This is a genomic window from Nocardia sp. Root136 (assembly GCF_001427185.1).
GTDB classification, from domain to species: Bacteria; Actinomycetota; Actinomycetes; order Mycobacteriales; family Mycobacteriaceae; genus Nocardia; species Nocardia salmonicida.
This window is the reverse complement of sequence record NZ_LMFE01000001.1, coordinates 1,859,105-1,877,440: the sequence shown is the minus strand read 5'-3', so window position 1 is coordinate 1,877,440 and position 18,336 is coordinate 1,859,105. Positions and strand designations below refer to the sequence as shown.

General features: G+C 67.4%; 18 protein-coding genes. 6 read left to right on the top strand and 12 right to left on the bottom strand.

What is annotated here, in order from left to right; all coding sequences use genetic code 11:
* Positions 1 to 42: 42 nt before the first annotated feature.
* The 4 genes from ASD42_RS08720 to ASD42_RS08710 are packed head-to-tail and all read right to left on the bottom strand — an operon-like array spanning position 43 to position 3,416.
* Positions 43 to 1,533, bottom strand: a complete 1,491-nt coding sequence (locus tag ASD42_RS08720; RefSeq protein ID WP_056812494.1) for a DUF4246 domain-containing protein — start codon at positions 1,531 to 1,533, stop codon at positions 43 to 45.
* Positions 1,530 to 1,670 (bottom strand): hypothetical protein, encoded by a 141-nt coding sequence (locus ASD42_RS35820; RefSeq protein WP_442938650.1) that lies wholly within the window; start codon positions 1,668 to 1,670, stop codon positions 1,530 to 1,532. The genes ASD42_RS08720 and ASD42_RS35820 overlap by 4 nt, the downstream gene beginning before the upstream one ends.
* A gap of 55 nt (positions 1,671 to 1,725) precedes the next feature.
* Complete coding sequence (locus ASD42_RS08715; RefSeq protein ID WP_056812491.1) at positions 1,726 to 3,069, bottom strand: permease prefix domain 1-containing protein; 1,344 nt, start codon at positions 3,067 to 3,069, stop codon at positions 1,726 to 1,728.
* The gene (locus ASD42_RS08710) at positions 3,060 to 3,416 is read right to left on the bottom strand and encodes a PadR family transcriptional regulator (protein ID WP_056812488.1); all 357 of its coding nucleotides are present in this window, start codon (positions 3,414 to 3,416) and stop codon (positions 3,060 to 3,062) included. The genes ASD42_RS08715 and ASD42_RS08710 overlap by 10 nt, the downstream gene beginning before the upstream one ends.
* Before the next feature lie 175 nt (positions 3,417 to 3,591).
* On the opposite strand from ASD42_RS08710, the gene ASD42_RS08705 reads away from it, so the two are divergent.
* Positions 3,592 to 4,299: an LppP/LprE family lipoprotein gene (locus ASD42_RS08705; RefSeq protein WP_082843889.1), complete on the top strand. Its 708-nt coding sequence runs from the start codon at positions 3,592 to 3,594 to the stop codon at positions 4,297 to 4,299.
* 38 nt (positions 4,300 to 4,337) lie between these two features.
* Here the strand turns inward: ASD42_RS08705 and ASD42_RS08700 are convergent, their stop codons facing one another.
* Positions 4,338 to 5,441, bottom strand: a complete 1,104-nt coding sequence (locus ASD42_RS08700; RefSeq protein WP_156677457.1) for a metallophosphoesterase — start codon at positions 5,439 to 5,441, stop codon at positions 4,338 to 4,340.
* Positions 5,442 to 5,760: 319 nt separating this feature from the next.
* Here ASD42_RS08700 and ASD42_RS08695 point away from each other — a divergent pair, with 319 nt between their 5' ends.
* Positions 5,761 to 6,849: an alpha/beta hydrolase gene (locus ASD42_RS08695; RefSeq protein WP_056812483.1), complete on the top strand. Its 1,089-nt coding sequence runs from the start codon at positions 5,761 to 5,763 to the stop codon at positions 6,847 to 6,849.
* A 66-nt stretch (positions 6,850 to 6,915) separates the two neighbouring features.
* Here ASD42_RS08695 and ASD42_RS08690 read toward each other — a convergent pair whose 3' ends face one another.
* The 4 genes from ASD42_RS08690 to ASD42_RS08675 are packed head-to-tail and all read right to left on the bottom strand — an operon-like array spanning position 6,916 to position 12,860.
* Positions 6,916 to 7,152: a hypothetical protein gene (locus ASD42_RS08690; RefSeq protein WP_056812481.1), complete on the bottom strand. Its 237-nt coding sequence runs from the start codon at positions 7,150 to 7,152 to the stop codon at positions 6,916 to 6,918.
* A gap of 25 nt (positions 7,153 to 7,177) precedes the next feature.
* Positions 7,178 to 11,041, bottom strand: coding sequence for an arabinosyltransferase domain-containing protein (locus ASD42_RS33710; RefSeq protein ID WP_084787047.1), 3,864 nt, complete (start codon positions 11,039 to 11,041; stop codon positions 7,178 to 7,180).
* Between the two features lie 11 nt (positions 11,042 to 11,052).
* The gene (locus ASD42_RS08680) at positions 11,053 to 11,988 is read right to left on the bottom strand and encodes a serine hydrolase (protein WP_056812479.1); all 936 of its coding nucleotides are present in this window, start codon (positions 11,986 to 11,988) and stop codon (positions 11,053 to 11,055) included.
* Positions 11,985 to 12,860: a LysR family transcriptional regulator gene (locus tag ASD42_RS08675; protein WP_200950393.1), complete on the bottom strand. Its 876-nt coding sequence runs from the start codon at positions 12,858 to 12,860 to the stop codon at positions 11,985 to 11,987. The genes ASD42_RS08680 and ASD42_RS08675 overlap by 4 nt, the downstream gene beginning before the upstream one ends.
* Before the next feature lie 168 nt (positions 12,861 to 13,028).
* Between ASD42_RS08675 and bla the strand changes: the two genes are divergently transcribed.
* Complete coding sequence (bla, locus tag ASD42_RS08670) at positions 13,029 to 13,946, top strand: class A beta-lactamase (protein ID WP_056812476.1); 918 nt, start codon at positions 13,029 to 13,031, stop codon at positions 13,944 to 13,946.
* Positions 13,947 to 13,971: 25 nt separating this feature from the next.
* On the opposite strand, the gene ASD42_RS08665 is transcribed toward bla, so the two are convergent.
* Positions 13,972 to 14,253, bottom strand: coding sequence for a helix-turn-helix domain-containing protein (locus ASD42_RS08665; RefSeq protein WP_063816115.1), 282 nt, complete (start codon positions 14,251 to 14,253; stop codon positions 13,972 to 13,974).
* Positions 14,254 to 14,259: 6 nt separating this feature from the next.
* On the bottom strand, positions 14,260 to 14,613 hold the full coding sequence (locus ASD42_RS08660) for a type II toxin-antitoxin system RelE/ParE family toxin (protein WP_056812471.1): 354 nt from the start codon (positions 14,611 to 14,613) through the stop codon (positions 14,260 to 14,262).
* A gap of 56 nt (positions 14,614 to 14,669) precedes the next feature.
* On the opposite strand from ASD42_RS08660, the gene ASD42_RS08655 reads away from it, so the two are divergent.
* A complete protein-coding gene (locus ASD42_RS08655; protein WP_056812467.1) occupies positions 14,670 to 15,077 on the top strand; it encodes a RidA family protein in 408 nt (135 codons plus the stop codon).
* Positions 15,078 to 15,080: 3 nt separating this feature from the next.
* Here ASD42_RS08655 and ASD42_RS08650 read toward each other — a convergent pair whose 3' ends face one another.
* On the bottom strand, positions 15,081 to 15,995 hold the full coding sequence (locus ASD42_RS08650; RefSeq protein ID WP_056812465.1) for an AraC family transcriptional regulator: 915 nt from the start codon (positions 15,993 to 15,995) through the stop codon (positions 15,081 to 15,083).
* Positions 15,996 to 16,113: 118 nt separating this feature from the next.
* Here ASD42_RS08650 and ASD42_RS08645 point away from each other — a divergent pair, with 118 nt between their 5' ends.
* Together ASD42_RS08645 and ASD42_RS08640 are read left to right on the top strand one after the other, a co-directional pair.
* Positions 16,114 to 17,112, top strand: a complete 999-nt coding sequence (locus ASD42_RS08645; protein ID WP_056812461.1) for a saccharopine dehydrogenase NADP-binding domain-containing protein — start codon at positions 16,114 to 16,116, stop codon at positions 17,110 to 17,112.
* A gap of 2 nt (positions 17,113 to 17,114) precedes the next feature.
* Complete coding sequence (locus ASD42_RS08640; protein ID WP_235569463.1) at positions 17,115 to 18,320, top strand: SGNH/GDSL hydrolase family protein; 1,206 nt, start codon at positions 17,115 to 17,117, stop codon at positions 18,318 to 18,320.
* The last annotated feature ends 16 nt before the right edge of the window (positions 18,321 to 18,336 follow it).

Sequence of the window (18,336 nt, the reverse complement as noted above, 5' to 3'; positions counted from 1 at the left end):
GGTGGGTTGTCGCGCTCGAGCTCACGCGAGGTGGCATCGACATCAATGCTCGCAGAGGGAGAATTCGCGCTCGTACAGCTCGTTGTTGTGTTCGTCGACGAAGAACTTCCGCTCTCGCATCAGTTCCGTGCGGAAGGCGTCGGCCTGTGCCGCTGTCATCGTCGACGTCGTGGACCAGGGTTGTTGGGGTGGGATATCGGAGGTAGAGACGATGGTCACCGAAGGGTCGACCAGGAAGAAGGCCAGGATTTTGCGGTGGCCGTTTCGGGTGGGGTCGTGGAGTCGGAACGGGGCGACGCGATGTTGGAGGATGTTCGGGAAGGCCACGCAGCGACCTGCGGTGGCCTGGACTGATCCCAAGTCCTGATTGAGGATGTCCTCGTCGGCGAGACCGAAGACTTCGCGCATCCCGGTCTCGTCGTTCTGCTGGTACTCCGGGTCGTCGACGGCGGCGCGGAAACCGAGCACGCTGTCGGTGATGTTCTCGTTGTCCCAGTAGTAGATTCCGGTGGCGACGATGCGCTCGTTGAGCATTGCTTCGACGTGCCACGAACCGCCCGGGTATTCCGGCTTGTCGGGCGTGAGGTGAATGTTGGCGAGTTTGACGATGACCTGCAACCGGCGGCCGTTGAGGTCGACTCGGACGGAGTCGTCGGCCGGCGTCGGCGGCTCGAAGACGGGGGCGTCGGGGATGGCCGGTCGGCGGTTCTCCCACCAGTGGTCCCAGGCGGCGTCGTAGGCTTTCTCGGCTTCGTCGCTCTCCTCGGTCGGCTGGGTGGGTTCGCTGTCGTCGTACCAGGTGAACGGGTTCACGTCGATGCGCACAGGCCGTGGTTGCCGAAGGTCGGTGAGTACATTCGCCAGCAGGGGGAGCATGCGAGCGAAGAGTTCCGGCAGTACGGATTCGAGTGCGTGATGGCGAGCCGGGTCGACGTTGTTGACGTAGGAACGGAAGGCAACGTCGCCGCCGTCGGTGACGTCGACGTCGGTGGGCAGCCATTGGAACTTCTTCGAGTACGCGTACTTGGCATCGTTGGTCGCCGGGTTGGGCCACGGTGCGTCGGCGGAACGGCTGACGCCGTGTACCAGGCAATACAACGAGGGGTGGACGAGATTGCGCACCTGACCGTTCGAACCGGGATGCCAATCTTGTTCGGACGCGGGGACATCCTCCAGTGCCCGCGCCGCCTCGCCCAGTCGAGCACGCAACGCCTCGTCGATCAGCGTGTCCGACTGCCACACCCCATCGACAGCGGACACCTCGATCCCGGTCGTCTCGTCGCGCAGCCCGGCGTAGTACGCGAGTTCATCGAGCACATAGCGGATCTGGGCCTCCGTCAGCCCCAGCTCGGAGGCTTCCCGAGTCCACCGGGCGACGATGTCGGCTTCGTTGATCTTATGGTGCCACTGCGATTTCGCCCGGATCGCGGCACTCAATCGCATCATCTCCAGCTCGCGCACCGTCCGGACCGGCGCGACTGCCACCAGGTCAGCGATACGAAAGGGCAGGGGAAACGGGGCGAGCTGGGTCAACTCTTTATTCTCTCAACAGTTCTGGCGAGCAAGGCGAGGCGAATGCCGCAGACGACACTAACCGACAGCAGGCTCGCCGCCACGTACGGCCGATCGTTGACATAGCGCCCGAGTGCGGACCCGCACGCGGTCGGGATGCTCGACCACGAGGTATCCGAGGTCGGTCGCCGGCGGTTTCGCTGTGTTGTCAGATCATCCGAAATCGAACGACGGCGGGATGGCGACGATCGTGGCGGCCGCCCACACGCCGTACACGGGCAGGTAGTCGGTCTGCCAGCGTTCGAGAGCGGCGAAGGTCTTCGTGCCGCGTACGAACCCGAAACCGAGGTGGCCCGACCAGATGAGGTTCACCAGCAGCACCACGTTCAGTCCGAGCGCGACCACCTTGTTCGGAGTGGAACCGAATTCGGCGATCCGGGTGAGCATGGCGGCCAGCATCACGACGTCGACGACCAGTGCGGTCACGACGAGGAGTAGTTGCAGGCGGTCGAAGAAGCCGGGTGGGGTCAGCGGATCGCGGGCGGAGATCGTGTAGAGGAGCAGGCCGAGGACCAGCACGAGGATCAGGTCCATCAGGATGAGCAGGTCACGGTCGATCGCGGTCAGGCTGTGGGTGGTCGCGAGGGCGGCGAGCAGCGCGAACAGCATGATGATGGTGAGCGGGGTGAAGACCCTCGTGAGCACCGGCGCGATGTTCTCCACGACGTTCTGTTTGGCCTCGACCAGCCAGGCGGCGACGATCACCGCGCCCGCGATGCCGAAGGGCAGTACCCAGTCCTCGATCACCGGCTCGATGTCGAAGTCGAGGGTTCCGAACGCGCCGACCGTCAGTCCGATCAGCACGCCGCCGCCGAGCGCCAGCAATGTCAGGTAGACGAACCATTCCCCGGTGAACCGGATGAAATCCATCCGCCGCCGCCCGGATCGCCAGTCACCGCCCGCGTAGGCGAGGCCGACCGTCAACCACAGCAGGATCGGCGCGTGGATGGCGGCGATGATCTCGGTCGCCCCTTCGGGCTCGAACGGATAGAGGTTCAGGACCAGCGCGGTGAGTGTGAACGGCACGAGCAGCACGGCGGCCACCCGTGCGGAAACCTGGCGCTTCCACGCGAAATATGCGGCGAGGAAAGGTAATACGAGCAGGCTGAGGTTTCGGCCGAGCGCGGGGCCGTCCAGCCAGGTGAAGCCGGCCTTCACCGTGAGCGCCGCTCCTACGGCGAGGGTGAGAACCACCATCAGCTCTCGATTGCCCGCACCGCCCTCGGACTCCTCCGGCACCAGAACGAGCTGCTTCCAGAGTCTTTCGGAATGCTCGAGCGCGAACTCGCGCGAGATAGCGTCCATGCTGCCCATCCGTTTCACCGCGACGAGAAAGGCCTCGTCGCCGGACAGGCCACCGGCCTGCAGGGTGGAGATCTGTTCGCGCAGATGGTCTTCCATCTCGTCGACATCGGCGACCGAAATCGCACGATGGCGCTGGACGTACCCGCGCCACTGATCGATATGGGCTTGCAACTCGGTCTCCATCACGCCCATCCCTTCTCGACCGGGCTGGTCGCGCTGCGCCAGACCTGATCGAGTGCCTCGGCGACCACGCTCCACTGGGCTTGTCGTTCGGCGAGCGCGGCTCGGCCGGAATCGGTGATCAAGTAGTGCTTGCGCCGACGTCCGCCCTCGGACACCCGCCATGTCGACGACACGTGCCCGAGCCGTTCCAGTCGGTGCAGCAGCGGGTACAGCATCCCGTCGGTCCATTGCATCCGCCCGTGCGAGAGCTGGTTGACCTGCTCGAGGATGGCGTATCCGTACGACTCGCCCTCGGCCAGAATTCCGAGCACCAGCGGCGTCGCAGAGGCTGCCACCAGGTCTTTGTCTATCCGCATCGCACTCCTATACCTAGAAGATCTATGTCATAACCTAGCAGATCTAGGTATATGGGGGTGAATGTCGCACCCTTGGGTGAGGATTTCGTTGAATCGCCTAACGACCGTGTGGAGGGCCCCGATGAAGTCTGCATATACGCGCTACAGCGCGTAGGGGACACAGAATCGAGGAACCATGAAGAACGCAGTTCGGATGGGTGCGCTGATCGCCGTCGCCGCGGCGTTGGTCGCAGGCTGCACTGACGAGAGTGGTTCAGGGACAACCACTTCCACTTCCCGCGCGACGGCCGCCTCGTCGACGACGCGCGCGCCCGCGCCAGGCACCCAGGCTCCAGGGGCGACCGCGCCCGAGGAGACGGCCGCACCCCAGCCCGGCGCCACCACCGAGCCGGAGCCTGAAACACCGCCGGTCACACAAGCTCCCACGCTGATCCCGGCGCCCGACACCACCGCTCCCGCCCCCGCTGACAACATCAGTGGACCGGGTCGGTGCGTAGACCCGGCCTCGACCGGTGTGCAGAACGCCCTCGCGAGCCTCGAGGGAAGCTGGGTCGCCGGACAGGCTTCCACTGATCAACCGGGTAGCTGTGGTCAGCTGTTGTATGTGCGCGCCATCGGCGGCAATTCCGCGGGTGCGCCGATCCACATCCTGTTCTTCCGCAATGGAAAGTACCTGGGCACAGGCACTTCCGAGCCGTATGCCTTCACCACCGTCGTCGGGTCGAGCAACAACGCGGTCACCGTCGACTACCGCTGGCTCGCCGGTGACGAACCCTTCGCCGCACCCCAGGGCGGCCCCGCGACGATCACCTACTCGTGGAACGGTTCGAAGGTGGTGATGGGCGGCACGCTGCCGACCGAAGTCACCCAGCCACACCGCTGATCCGATCTCGGATGCCCTGTGCGCCGGGCAGCTGGGGTTCAGTTGTGCGGGTGCAGCACCAACACGGTGATCTCGCTGGGTGCGAAGACCCGCAGCTGCGGACCCCAGAAGCCGGTGCCACGGCTGGTGTAGAGCTGGGTGTTGTTCGCGTGCCTGCTCAGGCCCGCGACCACCGGCTGGTCGAGCCGGACGAGGTAGTGGAACGGCCAGATCTGCCCACCGTGGGTGTGGCCGGAGATTTGCAGTGCTACTCCTGCCGCGGCGCTGTCGGCGATCTGTTTGGGCTGGTGGGCCAGTAGAACGACCGGCAGCGAGGGGTCTGCGCCCGCGAGCGCGCCGGGTAGATCGGGGCCGTGACCTGGTAGGCCGACGCCGGTCGGGTCGTCGATGCCTGCGATGACGAGCCGGTCGCCGTCGCGGGTGAGCACGCTGTGCTGGTTGTGCAGCGGCTGCCAGCCGAGCGAGGCCATGTAGTCGATCCAGCCCTGGGCGTCCCCGAAGTACTCGTGATTGCCGGTGATGTAGAACCGGCCCAGCGGCGCCTCGACCTTGCCGAGCGGATCGACCTGCGCCTGGCGTTTCGCGACCGAACCGTCGGCGAGATCACCGGCGTGGCAAGCGATATCGGGCCGCTGGGCATTGACCACCTCGACCACGCGCTCCGACCAGCGTCGCCGATTCAGCGCCGCGTAGTGGGTGTCGGTGACGACCACGACGCGCAGCCCGTCGAGCCCCTGCGCCAGCCCACGGATCGCGACATCGACCGTGCGCACCCGCGGCACCCGACGCGCCTCGTACACACCCCAGCCGACCAGCACCGCCGAGGTGACCAGTACCCCCGCCGCCACGATGCGCGCACTGTCGACCCCACCGACGGCCAGCGCGCCACGCACGAACAACCCGATCACCGACCAGGAGAACACCACCCACAGGACCCCGAGCAGGGTGTCGCCGACGATCACCGCCGGATCGGACTGCGCGGGCCCGTGCCCGAGGAACATCGTGAGGGGCAGGCACACGAGGGCGGCCACACAGACGGCCGTCCCGATCCAGAACAGCGTCCCGCTGCCACCGGTCGGCGACGAGACCAACGTCCACCAGGGCACCCCGAACAGCAAGGCGAGGACCAGCGACAACATCATCAGGCGTACGGCGATCTTCACAGCGGTCCGTTCTCGGCAGGGGCGGCCGGGCGCGGCCACGAGTCGACCTCCCAGGGTAGCCCTCCGGCCGGGCGCCCCTTTCGCCGAGAATCCGCAGTTCCGGGCATACGTACGAAGCTGGCTGCCTCACTTCACAATTCGAGGTTTCCCGGGGATCGAGGGCGCGCTATGCTGCCCGGCAGGGCCCCGCGCGCAGGTTTCGCACCGCGGCGGGTCGAGTGGGGAAGCGGCGTGGCCGCACAACGGGAAGGTCAGTACACCGATCATGCGTGGGGTAAACAAGCTTTTTCGGGGGGTCATGGCGGGCGCCGTGGTGGCGGTGCTGCCGTTCGGCGCGTCGGTCGCGCCCGCGGCCGCCGATGCCGACCCGTCCGCGATCGACTTCCGGGTGGAGACGTCGATGGGGGAGATCAACACCAGGATCATTCGCGCGGCCGACGGCAACACCGATCGGGTGGTCTACCTGCTCGACGGCGAACGGGCCGAGGACGACCTGAACGGCTGGGAGAAGCACACCACCATCCCGGCGCAGATCGCGAAGTTCAACATCAATGTCGTGATGCCGGTCGGCGGGCAGTCCAGCTTCTACGCCGACTGGGAGCAGCCGAGCAACTTCTTCGGCGTCAACCCCGACGGGTCGTTGCTGCCGAGCGCGGACTCCGGTTCGGCGATCGGCGGCTGGGAGGACACCCAGGGCAAAACCAACACCTACCAGTGGGAAACCTTCATCACCAAGACCCTGCCGGACGCCATGAAGTCCCGGCTCGGCTTCAGCTCGACCCGCAACGGTGTGGTCGGCCTGTCCAGTGGTGGTAGCGCGGCGATGTTGATGGCGGCCTATTACCCGGAGCAGTTCACCTACGCGGGCTCGCTGTCGGGCTACCTGCACATGTCGATGCCGGGCATGCGTGAGGCGCTCGGCGGGGCGATGATCGCCAGCGGTGGATACAACATCGAGGCGATGGCGCCCGCTGGCAGCGAGAAGTGGAAGCGGATGGACCCGTACGGGTTCGTCGAGAAGCTGATCGCCAACAACACCCGCCTCTATGTCTCCGCCGGTAGCGCCAAGCCCGCCGATCAGGACCTGTCCTCGGTCGACGCGATCACCCAGGGCATGCCATTGGAAGCGATCGCCCTGGCCAACACCCGGTCGTTCGAAAAGCGCGTGACCGCACTGGGTTACGAGAATGTCAGCTACGACTTCCCCGACATCGGCATCCACAACTGGGGCACCTGGGAACAGGTCGCCATCCGCCTGATGCCGGACATGGCACGCAATATCGGCAAGCCGTTGCCCGCGGGCGCCACGCCGCCCGCCGGTGGTGCACCGCCCGCCGGCGGACCCCCGGCCGGTGGTCCGCCCGCTGGCGGCGAACCACCGAAGTAGCTTCTGACACAGATGAAACCGCCGCTACCCACCTTCGGGCAGCGGCGGTTTCGCTCTTTCGAGGCGTCAGTCAGTGCCGGATTCGATGCGGTGCTGCTCCACCACGACCTCGTAGTGCGTCCGCTGGTCGGCCGTCATGTGTTCCTCGGCGACGGTGCTGATGCTCCAGGGGATCGGGCAGGGTGGCGTGTGATCCGGGTCCGGGCACAGCAGCCGTTCGATCTGCTCGGCGAGCGTGCGCGCCTCGGCCTCGGACGCGACGACACCCAGGCTGATCTCCCACAGCTTCTTCTCGTCTGTCATCTGCCGGGTCTCCTTGCGGTAGCGGTCAGTTCGTTCTGATCGGGCTCTCGTTCGACCAGCCCCACGTGGTGCTCGAACGGTGGCCGATCTCGGCGGGTGGTGCGGCGACGGTGCGGGTGAGGCGTTGGAGTTCGCCCCAATCGCGGGTCCAGTCGTCGGCCAGGTAGGCGGGGATGGTGCGTGACTGCATGAGCATGCCGGTCCAGCCGAGGGGGCCGCCGCCGGTATCGCCCTGCCAGGTCTCGGAGACCTGGGCGTTGAGTTTGTCGGGTTGGATCCGCCAGATCGGCATCTCCGCGACGCCGTTGTGGTGGTCGAATGGGCGCTGGCACGGGAAGGCCAGTCCCACATGCCAATCCGCGAGGACCGGGTCGGTGCTGCCGACCACGGTGTTCAGGCTCGACAGTTTCGGCAGTCGCGGTGGGGTGATCGCGAGCCACTGCATGGGGTCGGGCTCGGCTGCGTCGACGACCAGTCGAATGGCTGTGGTGCCTGTGGGAATTCGGTTCAAGTCGACCGGGATGTTGCGCCAGCCCGGAGCGCCGCCGACCGATGGCGGGGTCGAATCGCCCAGGGCAGTGATGGTTCCGTCACCGTCACGACGAGCGAACTCCACCCGCAAGCGCTGACCCGGCATGCGCGAACCATCGGGCGCGGTCGACTCGATTCGTCCGGCCACTGTCAGGATCAGCACTCTGTACGCCGGGTTCTGCTGTGCGGCAGCGAGATCCATCCGATACCACTGTGTGGTCAGCTGCGTGCGCTGGGGCTCGCCAGTCGAATAGCTGCCGAGCACCGGCGTCCGTTCCGGGGCAAGCCCGAACGGCAATGCCGCCGTGCTCCCGTTCACACCGGTCACGGCGGGGCTGGACGCACCAGGTGCTCCCGGCGGTCCCGCGTTCGGACCGCTCGGCGGTGCCCCAGTGGAACCACCTGGTGCGGAGCTGTTCGTGCCGCCAGGAGTAGCGCCCCCAGTTGGTGCCGCGCCGCCGGGCCCACCTCCACCGGGACCAGAGCTGCCGGGTGCGCCTCCACCGGGACCAGAGTCCCCGGGTGCACCTCCACCGGGGCCGGGTCCGCCGGGGCCAGGTCCTGAACCCGACGGTGGGGCCGAGGATTGGCCGGGTCCGGGATCGGGGGCGAGGCTGCCGACACCGTTCGGGGTGAAGCCGGTGTTCTCGGCGGCCAGCCCGTCGACGACGGTGCCGCTGTAGGGGGTGAGCAAGGAGTCCGCGGTATTTGTCTCGACAAGAACGTCATCGGCCATCGCGCACTGGTCACCCGTCAGTGCGCGCAGATTCGACAGCCCGACCGAGTACGCCGGGTACTGCGAAACAGCTGCCACGGCAAGCGATCCCACCTCGAACAGGACCATGGCCGCTGCGGCAACGGTCAGCGGCGCGACAGCCGGGAATGTGCGATCGGGCCGGCTGCGCCGAGCGCGATAGCCACCGGACTTCAGCTGTCCGCCGTTGGCGCGTTCGAGTACGTGACTCGTGTCGGAACCGACTGGAACCGCGGCATCGTTGTCGGTTCCGTCATCGCCGGTGCCACCGTCGTCAGCGCTCGGGTCTCGGAGGTCATCGGCACCGTCGTTTACCGCCGGGGCTTCGATGCCTGCGCGGTAATACTGGAACAGCGCCGCGAGGAGGGTTGCGGCCGTTGCGGCGAGGAAGAGTGTCGACACCTCGATGCCGCCGAGGGTGGGTGCGCGGTCGGGCCAGGGGACTCCGTAGCCGGAGACGTACCACCAACCGTTGGATCCGGTGAAGCTCACGGCGAGCAGGAACAGCACTGCGGCCGCGAACAGGGTTCGCAGATAGTTCTGGCCGAGGCGGACCAGAGCCACCGCCGTGATCGCGGCGAGTGCGGCCGCCAGGCCCGCGTAGACACCGAAGTGATGGGTCCATTTGGTGGGGGTGAACATCATCAGCAGCAGGGCCATGAAGACGACGGCGAGGATTCGGGTCATCGGACCACGGGCGGTCGCCGGGATGCGACCGCGGCGCAAGGTCGCGACGATGCCGACCGCGAGACACAGGAGCATGGCGAGGACGCCGAAGCGACGGGCCAGGGAGCCGTCGGGGTTGACCGACAGCAGGGAATCCCAGCGGGTGCGTTCCTCGAACCAGGACATGTCGGGGCCGACGAGTTGGCGCACGCGGGTAGCTTCGAGGACGGTCGACAAGGTCTGGTCGGCGAAGACGACGACCAGCACGAGAGTGCCCGCGGCGAGGATCGGGGCCACGAGCGCGGTGTACCGGAGGAAGACGGCTCCTCGACTGGCGCCCGAATCCGGTGTGGCGCGCGCGATGAGCGTCTGGATCACCGGTCGCGAACCGGCCAATAGCGCTGCTACGCAGATCAATCCGGTGGGACCGGCCGCCAGGGAGAACGCGGCGATCAGCACCGCGACGGCGGCGGGCAGCAGGCGGCGGGTGGCGATCGCCCGTTCCATCGAGCACCAGGTGAGCAGCGCGCCGACCGCGATCAGGGGTTCGGGTCGCAGGCCGTTGTTGAAGGGCAGCCAGATCGACAGGAACACCAGCGCCGCTGTCCAGCGCGCCGTTCGACTCGAACTGACGCCGGAACCCAGGCGCGGCAACGCTTCCCGGCTGAGGACCAGCCAGCACACGAACCCTGCGAGCAAAGCAGGCAATCGCATCCACAGCCCGGTCTCGCTGACCCGGGTCATCTGGGCGAGCACCTCGTAGGGCCAACCGAACGGTGCCTCGGCGACCTGGAACCACCGGTAGTAGTTGGCGGTGTAGCCCGCCTCCTTCGACGCGCGCGCCATCGTGAGGATGTAGCCGTCGTCAGAGCTGTTGGCGCCGATCACATGCCACACGACCAACGTGCCTGCGACCACCGCGTCGAGACCGGTGAACCGCCACCAGCGCGCGGGCAGGATGCGACGCGTACGGCGACCGTCGCGAGTGTCGCTGCGGTGCAGGCAGATCAACGTGAGCAGCGCGCACAACAGTGCCCCGATGATCGCCGCCAGTTTCCAGCCGGTCGGACTCGACGAGAACCGCGCATCGATCTCGGCATGCAGCCGCGCGTCTCCCATCCGTCCGCGATCCAATTCGGTGAAGACCCCGACCACTTGCGGGCGCACATCAGTGTCGACGGTCGTCTTCATCGGCGACCCGTCGGCCCGGGCCATGCCGGTGAGCTCGGCGGTGGTGCTCGTCGCCGTGGACACCACCGTCAGCGCACCGCATCGAGCATGCTGTGCACTCTCGGGAACGGCTGCTCCCGGAGCGCCGGGCCCGCCATTCGCACCGGTCGGTGGCTTCGCAGTCGATGGTGGTGCGGTGCTCGGCCCGTTCGACGGAACCGCGCCCGAAGGGGGAGCGCTGCCGGGGAACGGCGCGCCGTTGGGGGGAGGGCTGTCGGGAGATTGTGCGCCAGCGGGGACAGGCGGCCGGTTCGCGTCGGTAGGCGGAGGTTGTGTGCCATTCCGATCGTCGGCGACCGCGCCCTCTTTCGCGGGAGCATTCCCCGCGATATCCGCGATCGGCGCGCTCAACAGCAGCTTGTCGCGCAGCACCACCGACAACGTGCGCCCGGCTCCCGGCCGGTCCTCGATACGCGCGACCAAGCCTTTCGACCCTGCTCGCGGCGCCTGGGCGGGAACGGTGGACAGCACGGTCCCGCCGGTCATGTCGCGCAAGGCCGTGCACGGAATGCTCACATCGAGCGATAGCGGCACATAGTCCACGAGCGGCGCGCTGAGTTGCATCGACTGCGGCTGCGGCCAATCAAGACTCGCGCGCTGCTGCTGAACCGGCAGTAGCGGAGTCGCCACCGCCAGCACCACACCCAGCGCCCCCGCCGCGATCCCGATTTTCTGTACTCGGCCGAAGCCGGAAGAATCTCCACCCACAAACGACGATGCTAGCCCCGGGGGCGGCGCAGTTCGGTGACGGCGATCCGCGCCGCCTCGCCGATCGCGGCGTCGACCACCGGCAGCATCGGATCCGCGCGCGCGGCACGGGTGAAAACCGCAACCGCTACCGGTGTTTCGCCAGGGAACTCGATGACGGCGACCTCGTTGCGGATCACCCCGATGGTGCCGGTCTTTCCCGCGACGAGCACCCCGCGATGGGGGAATCCGGCGGCGATGCGGTGCGGCCAGATCTGCTTGCTCATCGCCGTGCGCGCGAATTCGGTGCTCGCGGTGGACACTATGTCGCCCGACCACAGCTTCCACAGGAACCGGGTCATCTCCTCGGGCGTGGTCGCGCTGGCGTAGGAGGGGTCGTAGGCGGAGACGGTCCACGCCTCGTCGTTGTCGGCCAGCGCCGCGAAAGCCTCTGCGGTGCTGTGGGTATCGGTATCACGGACCAGGCTGAGGTGCTGGTCGGCCGTGCCGCCGACGATGCGGGTATCCGTGAGGTCCAGTTCTTGGAGGAGCTCGCCCACGGCGGCGAGGCCGACCTCGCCGAGCAGGACATCGGCGGCGGCATTGTCGGACACGGTCATCATCGATGTCGCCAGATCGCGGCGGCTCAGAGTCACCGGATCATGCAGTGCCGCAAGGCCGGTCGGGCCCGGAGTGCAGTCGGCGGGATCGATGGTGAGCCGACCCGCGGGGTCGATCAGGCCGTGGTCGACCTGTCTCAAGAACGCAGCCAACAGCAGCAGTTTGTAGACCGACGCGACCACCACGCGGTCGTGCCCACCGACGGAGACCTCGCCGGCGGACCCATCGCAGCGCCGGGCGTGCAACCACCCGACGCAGCCCGCGTCGGCGAACACGGCACGGATCCGGGCACTCGCCGATTCCGGACCGCCGGCACCGCCGTTCCTCGCCGCGTCGAACACGCTCATCGCAGCCGCTCCCGGTACAGCACCCGATCCAACGCGTCGGCATGCGCACCCGCGTCCGCTCGGCGAATCACCCTGACCCGTAGGGCAATCGACTGCGGCGCCAACGTGAGCCAAACGACCCCCGGTGTCGGCGTCGGCGAGGTGGCGGTGACGCCGAAGCTCGTGCCCGCGGCCACGGCGGCCATCACCGCTCGATCGTCGGGAGCCGCGAGCGGCGGTGCGTCCAGTCCACGTTCGCGCAGCAGATCGATGATGCTGTCGAAGGCAGGCGGGTTCGCGGCGCGCGGTGGATGGGCGAAGTTCAGTCCGGCGAGCATCGGGAAGGTCGGTCGTTCGGCGGTGGTGGTGCGGTGCTCGGCGGGCACTACCAACCAGCGCGGTATCTTCACCACCGGTCCGGCCTCCACCCCGTCGACCAGCGCCGGATGTTCGATCACCGCCACATCGCACACGCCCGCGCGCACCTCGGTGACGAGATCGACGGTGGTGGCCAGTGTCGTCGCCACGCTGCCACCCGCGGCGCGCAAGCCCGTGACACACGCGGTGACCAGGCGATCGGGCAGCGCGGTCGTCGCGGCGAATCGCACGGTCCCGCTGAGCTGCGCCATCCGCTGTGATTCGGCGAGCAATCGGTCGGCGTCGTCGACGAGCAGCCGGGCACGCGGGAGCAGGTGCTTGCCCGCGGTGGTGAGCAGCGCGCCCTGGCTGGTGCGGTGGATGAGTTCGACGTCGAGATGTTGTTCGAGGCGGCGCAACCCCTGCGACAGGGGAGGTTGGGTCATGTCGAGTGCCGCTGCTGCCCGCCCGAAGTGGCCCTCGTCCGCGACAGAGACGAAGAACCGGAGGTGGCGGATCAGATCCATATCGGCCATTGAACCAGCGCTCTTGCCGCGACTCGGGCGATCTGCGGTGACGAGCTGGTCGGTATCGGTCTTCCCCGTCGCCTTACCGCTGTCCACCTGCGGTGATATCGGGTGCGACTCGTCCAGCCCGCTGTCCGATATTGGCTTCGACCCGGTCCGCGATGATTGCGTGCACCGGTGACTTCCTCCACACTGACGCCCCGCCTCCGCACCCGGATCGCCGCCGTAGCGCTGGCGATCTCGGCCGTGACGTTCACCGCCTGCTCGAGCAGCGACGCCGAACCGGCATCGAGTACATCGGCCACCGTGCCGGCCACCGCGACGTTCGCCGATATGGAGACGAAATACGGTGCCCGGCTAGGTCTCTCGGTGGTCGATACCGGAAGCGGAGCGACCGTCGACTACCGGGAAGGTGAGCGCTTCCCGATGGCCTCGACTTTCAAGGGTCTGGCATGCGGCGCTCTCCTGCAAGCGCATCCGCTGTCCACCGGCTATTTCGACCAGGTGATCCGGTACACCGCGGCCGACATCGTCGTGAACTCGCCGGAGACGGAGAAACACATCGACACCGGCATGACCGTCACCGCGCTCTGCGACGCGGCGATCACCCAGTCCGACAACACCGCAGGCAACATGCTGCTCCGATTGCTCGGCGGCCCAGAAGGTTTCACCGCCTTCCTGCGCACCCTGGGCGACACCGTGTCCCGTCTCGATCGCTGGGAGCCCGAGCTCAACACCGCGATCCCCGGCGACGAACGCGACACCACCACCGCCGCCGCTCTGGTGGCGAACTACCGCGCCCTGGTCGTCGGCACCGCCCTCCCCGAACCCGAACGCGACCAACTCGCCACGTGGCTGAAGGCGAGCAAGACCGGCGCCAAACGCATCAAGGCAGGTCTGCCCACGGACTGGATCGTCGGCGACAAAACCGGCAGCCCCGCCTACGGCTCCGCCCTCGACGTAGCGATCGCCTGGCCCCCCAACCGGGCCCCGCTCGTCCTCGCCGTCCTCACCACCAAGCCGGATCAGAACGCTGAACCTTCCAACGACCTCGTCGCGGAGGCAACGAAAACCGCGGTAGCCCAGCTCAACTGATCGCGCGTGTCGAGGAGCGGACCTGTCACGCGGTCTTTCGCATGCTGAGGTGCGTATGCAAGCCGAGGCGCGCGCCGAACCCGATCAATCGCTCCAGGCTGTACACCCCCTGCTTGCCGGCGCGCATCTCATAGATCCGCGACCTGGAAACACCGAGTCGCTCAGCAGCCTGGGCAGGCGTGAGTTCCAACTCATCGATCCGTGCGAGCACGGCGTCCAGCGCGTCGGCCCAAACCCGAAGCCGTTCCGCCTCTTCAGGGGAGTCCGTGATCGCTTCCCACACATCGGACGTTCGCTGAATTCTCATGGCTTCCTATCCTTTCCGTGCATCCGCTTCCGCCGCGCGATAGCGGTCGCGGCCGACGGACAAGTCGCCGGGCGCGGTCTTCTGTGTCTTCTTGGTAAAGGTGTGGAGCACGTAAACGACATCGCCGAATCTCGCGACGTAGAACATGCGGTAAGCGCCGGTCCGGTCGCGGAATCGAAGTTCGAATGCGCCGGACCCGACAGTCGGCATCGGTTTGAAATCCAATGGCGTTTGGCCGGTCTGTACCCGGTGTAGGCCGTAGCCGAGGCCACGCTGGACCGGCTGTGGCAACTCGCGCAGCCGGTCCAGCGCGTCGCCGACCCACCGGAGCTCTTCCTGCCCTGAGTATACAGATGGCATGTATACATTTGATCGCCTACAGTAGTTCGAACGGGCATTCGAACGATGGGGTTGGCATGACGGTGGAACTGGTGAATCCGGACGGGCTGCCCAAGCCCGAGGTGTATCGGCAACTCTCGATCGCGACCGGGTCGCGGCTGGTCTTTCTGGCGGGGCAGGTCGCTCGGGACGGTGCGGGGAATCCGGTCGGCGCCGGGGACTTCGCGGCGCAGGTGGAGCAGGCGTACCTCAATATCGGTACCGCGCTGGCGGCGATCGGTGGCTCGTTCGACGATGTCGCGAAGCTGACGATCTATGTCGTCGACTGGAGTGCGGAGAAGTATCCGCTGCTCGGTGAAGGTGTCGCCAGGGCGGCGGCGAAGCTCGGTGTGGATCCGGTCAAGCCGATCACATTGATCGGGGTGGCCGCGCTCGGTGAGCCGGATCTGCTCGTCGAGGTGGAGGCTACGGCCGTGCTCGACTGAGGATTACCGCGCGCCCGCCATCAGGACCTCGGTCGGCGTCGAGCGGTAGCGGCCCGGGGCCGTGCCGAATTCGCGTTTGAAGGCCTTGCTGAAGGCGTACTCGGAGCCGTATCCGGTGTGCCGCGCGACGGTCGAGAGTGGGTGGTCGGTGTCGCGGAGCAGGCGGGCGGCGGTGAGCATGCGCCAGCGGGTGAGGTAGGTCAGTGGGGGTTCGCCGACCAGGGTGGTGAAGCGTTTGGCGAAGGCGGCGCGGCTGAGACCGGCTCGGGCGCCCAGTGATTCGACCGTCCAGCCGTGGGCGGGGTCGTCGTGGACGGCGCGCAGGGAGCGGGAGATATCCGGGTCGGCGACTGCGGCGGCCCAGCCGGTCGTCTCGGCGGAGTCCGCGAGCTGGGCGCGCAGGAGATAGAGCAGCAGCAGGTCCAGCAGTGGGGGTATCGCCGCGTCGGCGCCGGGGTGGGTGTCGGTGAGTTCGTCGGCCAGCAGATCGACCGCGGCGCGCAGCGACGGGTGCGTGCCGAGCCGGGCCGGAACGTGCACCACCTCGGGCAGTTCCGTCAGCAGCGGATGGGTTCGGTCGGCAGCGAGCTGGTAGGAACCGCACAGCAGGGTCGCGGGAGCGCCCGGTCCCGCCACGATCCGGACATCGTCGGGGCCCGCGGTTTCGGTCACCGGGCTGTCGAGCTGGTCGAGCAGATCGTGGGCGATCCCGCGCGGCATGAAGACCGCGTCACCGGCGCCCAATGCCAGCGGCTCCGCATCGGGTCGCGTCAGCCAGCACGAACCCTGCAGAACCACATGGAAGCCCGCGCTCTCGATGCGCGGATACGACCGACCCCACGGCGCGTGCCGCACGAACATCCCGGAGGCCGGGCTGCCGGTCTTCGCGGTGGCCAAGACATCGCTCAGCAGATCCATGTTCGAAACGATACTTGCAGAGACGATCAGATATCTAGGCAAGATTGTGGATGATTTCTTGTCTCATGGATGGCTCATACGCTGTGTTCATCAGCCCGATGAGAACAAGGAGCACGACATGAAGATCGCCGTCTACGGAGCCAGTGGCCACGTCGGAACATTCGCGGTGCGGGAACTGCGCGAGCGCGGTATCGAGACCGTGGTCGTCGGCCGCAACGCCGCGCGGCTCGCCGGACTCGACGCCGAGGTTCGCGTTGCCGAGGCCGATGATCACGCCGCGCTCGTCGCCGCGTTCGCCGACGTCGACGCCGTGATCAGTACGCTGCCCGACTACACCGGTCGCGGCGAGGGCGTGCTGCGCGCCGCCATCGCCGCCGGCGTCCATTACGTCGACGTCGCGGGCGAACAGCTCTTCGTCGAGAAGGTCTTCGCCGAATTCGGCCCGCGTGCGGCCGAAGCCGGGGTGACGCTCTCGACCGCGACCACCGAAGCGGGGATCTTCGGCGACCTGCTCGCCCACCTCGGCGCCGAGCGACTCGGCGGCGCCGACGAGATCGTCCTGAGCCATGTCGCCACGCCCGGCGGCGAGGGCTCGCGCGGAAGTATGCGCACCGTCTTCCAGAATCTAGATGTCTTCACCAGTGGCGGCCTGTCGTGGTCCGACGGCGAATTCCAGACCGGCCCCCAGCCCCGCCGGACCACCTTCCTACTTCCTGACGAGACGGAACCCATTGCCGTGATGAAGTTTCCGCAACCCTCCGTGGTGACGATTCCGCGCCATACCACGGTGAGCTCGGTGGAGGGCGTACTCGCGAAGTCGATCTTCGAGATCGTCGGCACGGTCACCGAGGCCGATCTGGACGCCGCGCCCGAAACGCCGTCGGTCCCGGCGGCGTACTCGATGGTCGTGGACATCCACCGCGACGGCCGGACCTTGCGTGGCATCGGCAGCGGTCCCGACGCCTACCGCAACAGCGCCCAACTGGCGGTCGAGGTCGCGACGCGCATCGCGACGGGTGCGGGCACGCCGGGTGCGCAGTCACCCGCGGAGCTGTTCGATCCGGTCGAATTCCTCGACGCTCTCGCGCCGTTCGGCATGACATGGTCGCTGCGTTGACGGTGCGCCTACGGTGGATCGCCGCCCCCATCGCTGCCGTGGCCGCGCTGGTCCTGGTGGCGTTCGGTGTCCGCGACACCGAAACCACATGGTCGAGTGCCTGGACGACCGCGGTGCAGTACCCGGTCTACCAGAACTGGTCCGCCATGGGTTTCGCTGATCAGACTGTGCGACAGGTGTTTCGCTTGTCGCAGGAAGGGCCGGAGGTCAGGATTCGGTTGTCGAATCGCTTCGGCGAGTACCCCCTGCCGGTGTCGGCGGCGACGGTGGCCGCCAGTGCGGGGGGCGCGGCGATCGTCCCGGAATCGGTGCGGGGGTTGAGCGTCGGTGGGCAGTCCACCTTCGTGATCGCGCCGGGGGCCGAGGTGATCAGCGACGCGGTGCGCACCGTGGGGGCATCGATCGCGGTCACTCTCTATTTCGACCGACCCACCGGCCCCGCGACCCAGCACGGGCAGTCGCTGGCCACCAGCTACCGAGCACAGGGCGATCACGCGGACGACCCGTCGGCGGCACCGTTCACCGACACCTCGCAGTCCTGGTACTACGTGGCAGGCATCGAGACGCTGCGGTCGAGCGGCGGCGACGTCACCGTGGCCTTCGGCGATTCGATCACCGACGGCTACCGCTCGACACTCGACGCCGACCTGCGCTACCCCGACCAACTCGCGGCGGTAGGCCACCACGGCCCGGTGGTCAATGCCGGAATCAGCGGCAACAGGCTGCTCACCGACTCGACCGTGCTGGGCGACAGCGCGCTGGCCCGGTTCCGTCGCGATGTTCTCGACCAACCGGGCGTCGGTACCGCCGTCGTTCTGATCGGGATCAACGACATCGGTCTGTCGGACAGCGTCGGCCCGGATGGTGCTGTCTTCCCGCCGGTTTCGGCCGACCAGCTCATCACCGGATATCGCGCGTTGATCGCGCAGGCGCGCGCGGCGGGTGTGCGCATCGTCGGCGCGACCATTCTGCCGTTCGCCGGGTCGGCGTACTACTCGCTCGAGCGGGAGCGGTTGCGCACCGAGGTGAACACTTGGATTCGGGAGTCGGGCGCCTTCGACAAGGTGGTCGATCTCGAACAGGCGTTGGCCACTCCCGGTGATCGCACCCGTCTCGCGGACGGTTTCGACAGCGGTGATCACCTGCATCCCAATGATTCCGGCTATCGGGCCATGGCCACGGTCATCGCGCCTGCTCTCGCCGCGTGATCGCCGTCTCGCCCCA

What these genes read in the sequence shown, in the direction of transcription:
- ASD42_RS08715 (WP_056812491.1), bottom strand. Translation starts at nt 3,069, where the DNA reads ATGGGCGTGATGGAGACCGAGTTGCAAGCCCATATCGATCAGTGGCGC.
- ASD42_RS08710 (WP_056812488.1), bottom strand. Translation starts at nt 3,416, where the DNA reads ATGCGGATAGACAAAGACCTGGTGGCAGCCTCTGCGACGCCGCTGGTG.
- ASD42_RS08705 (WP_082843889.1), top strand. Translation starts at nt 3,592, where the DNA reads ATGAAGAACGCAGTTCGGATGGGTGCGCTGATCGCCGTCGCCGCGGCG.
- ASD42_RS08700 (WP_156677457.1), bottom strand. Translation starts at nt 5,441, where the DNA reads ATGATGTTGTCGCTGGTCCTCGCCTTGCTGTTCGGGGTGCCCTGGTGG.
- ASD42_RS08695 (WP_056812483.1), top strand. Translation starts at nt 5,761, where the DNA reads ATGGCGGGCGCCGTGGTGGCGGTGCTGCCGTTCGGCGCGTCGGTCGCG.
- ASD42_RS08690 (WP_056812481.1), bottom strand. Translation starts at nt 7,152, where the DNA reads ATGACAGACGAGAAGAAGCTGTGGGAGATCAGCCTGGGTGTCGTCGCG.
- ASD42_RS08680 (WP_056812479.1), bottom strand. Translation starts at nt 11,988, where the DNA reads ATGAGCGTGTTCGACGCGGCGAGGAACGGCGGTGCCGGCGGTCCGGAA.
- ASD42_RS08675 (WP_200950393.1), bottom strand. Translation starts at nt 12,860, where the DNA reads ATGGCCGATATGGATCTGATCCGCCACCTCCGGTTCTTCGTCTCTGTC.
- ASD42_RS08665 (WP_063816115.1), bottom strand. Translation starts at nt 14,253, where the DNA reads ATGAGAATTCAGCGAACGTCCGATGTGTGGGAAGCGATCACGGACTCC.
- ASD42_RS08660 (WP_056812471.1), bottom strand. Translation starts at nt 14,613, where the DNA reads ATGCCATCTGTATACTCAGGGCAGGAAGAGCTCCGGTGGGTCGGCGAC.
- ASD42_RS08655 (WP_056812467.1), top strand. Translation starts at nt 14,670, where the DNA reads ATGACGGTGGAACTGGTGAATCCGGACGGGCTGCCCAAGCCCGAGGTG.
- ASD42_RS08650 (WP_056812465.1), bottom strand. Translation starts at nt 15,995, where the DNA reads ATGGATCTGCTGAGCGATGTCTTGGCCACCGCGAAGACCGGCAGCCCG.
- ASD42_RS08645 (WP_056812461.1), top strand. Translation starts at nt 16,114, where the DNA reads ATGAAGATCGCCGTCTACGGAGCCAGTGGCCACGTCGGAACATTCGCG.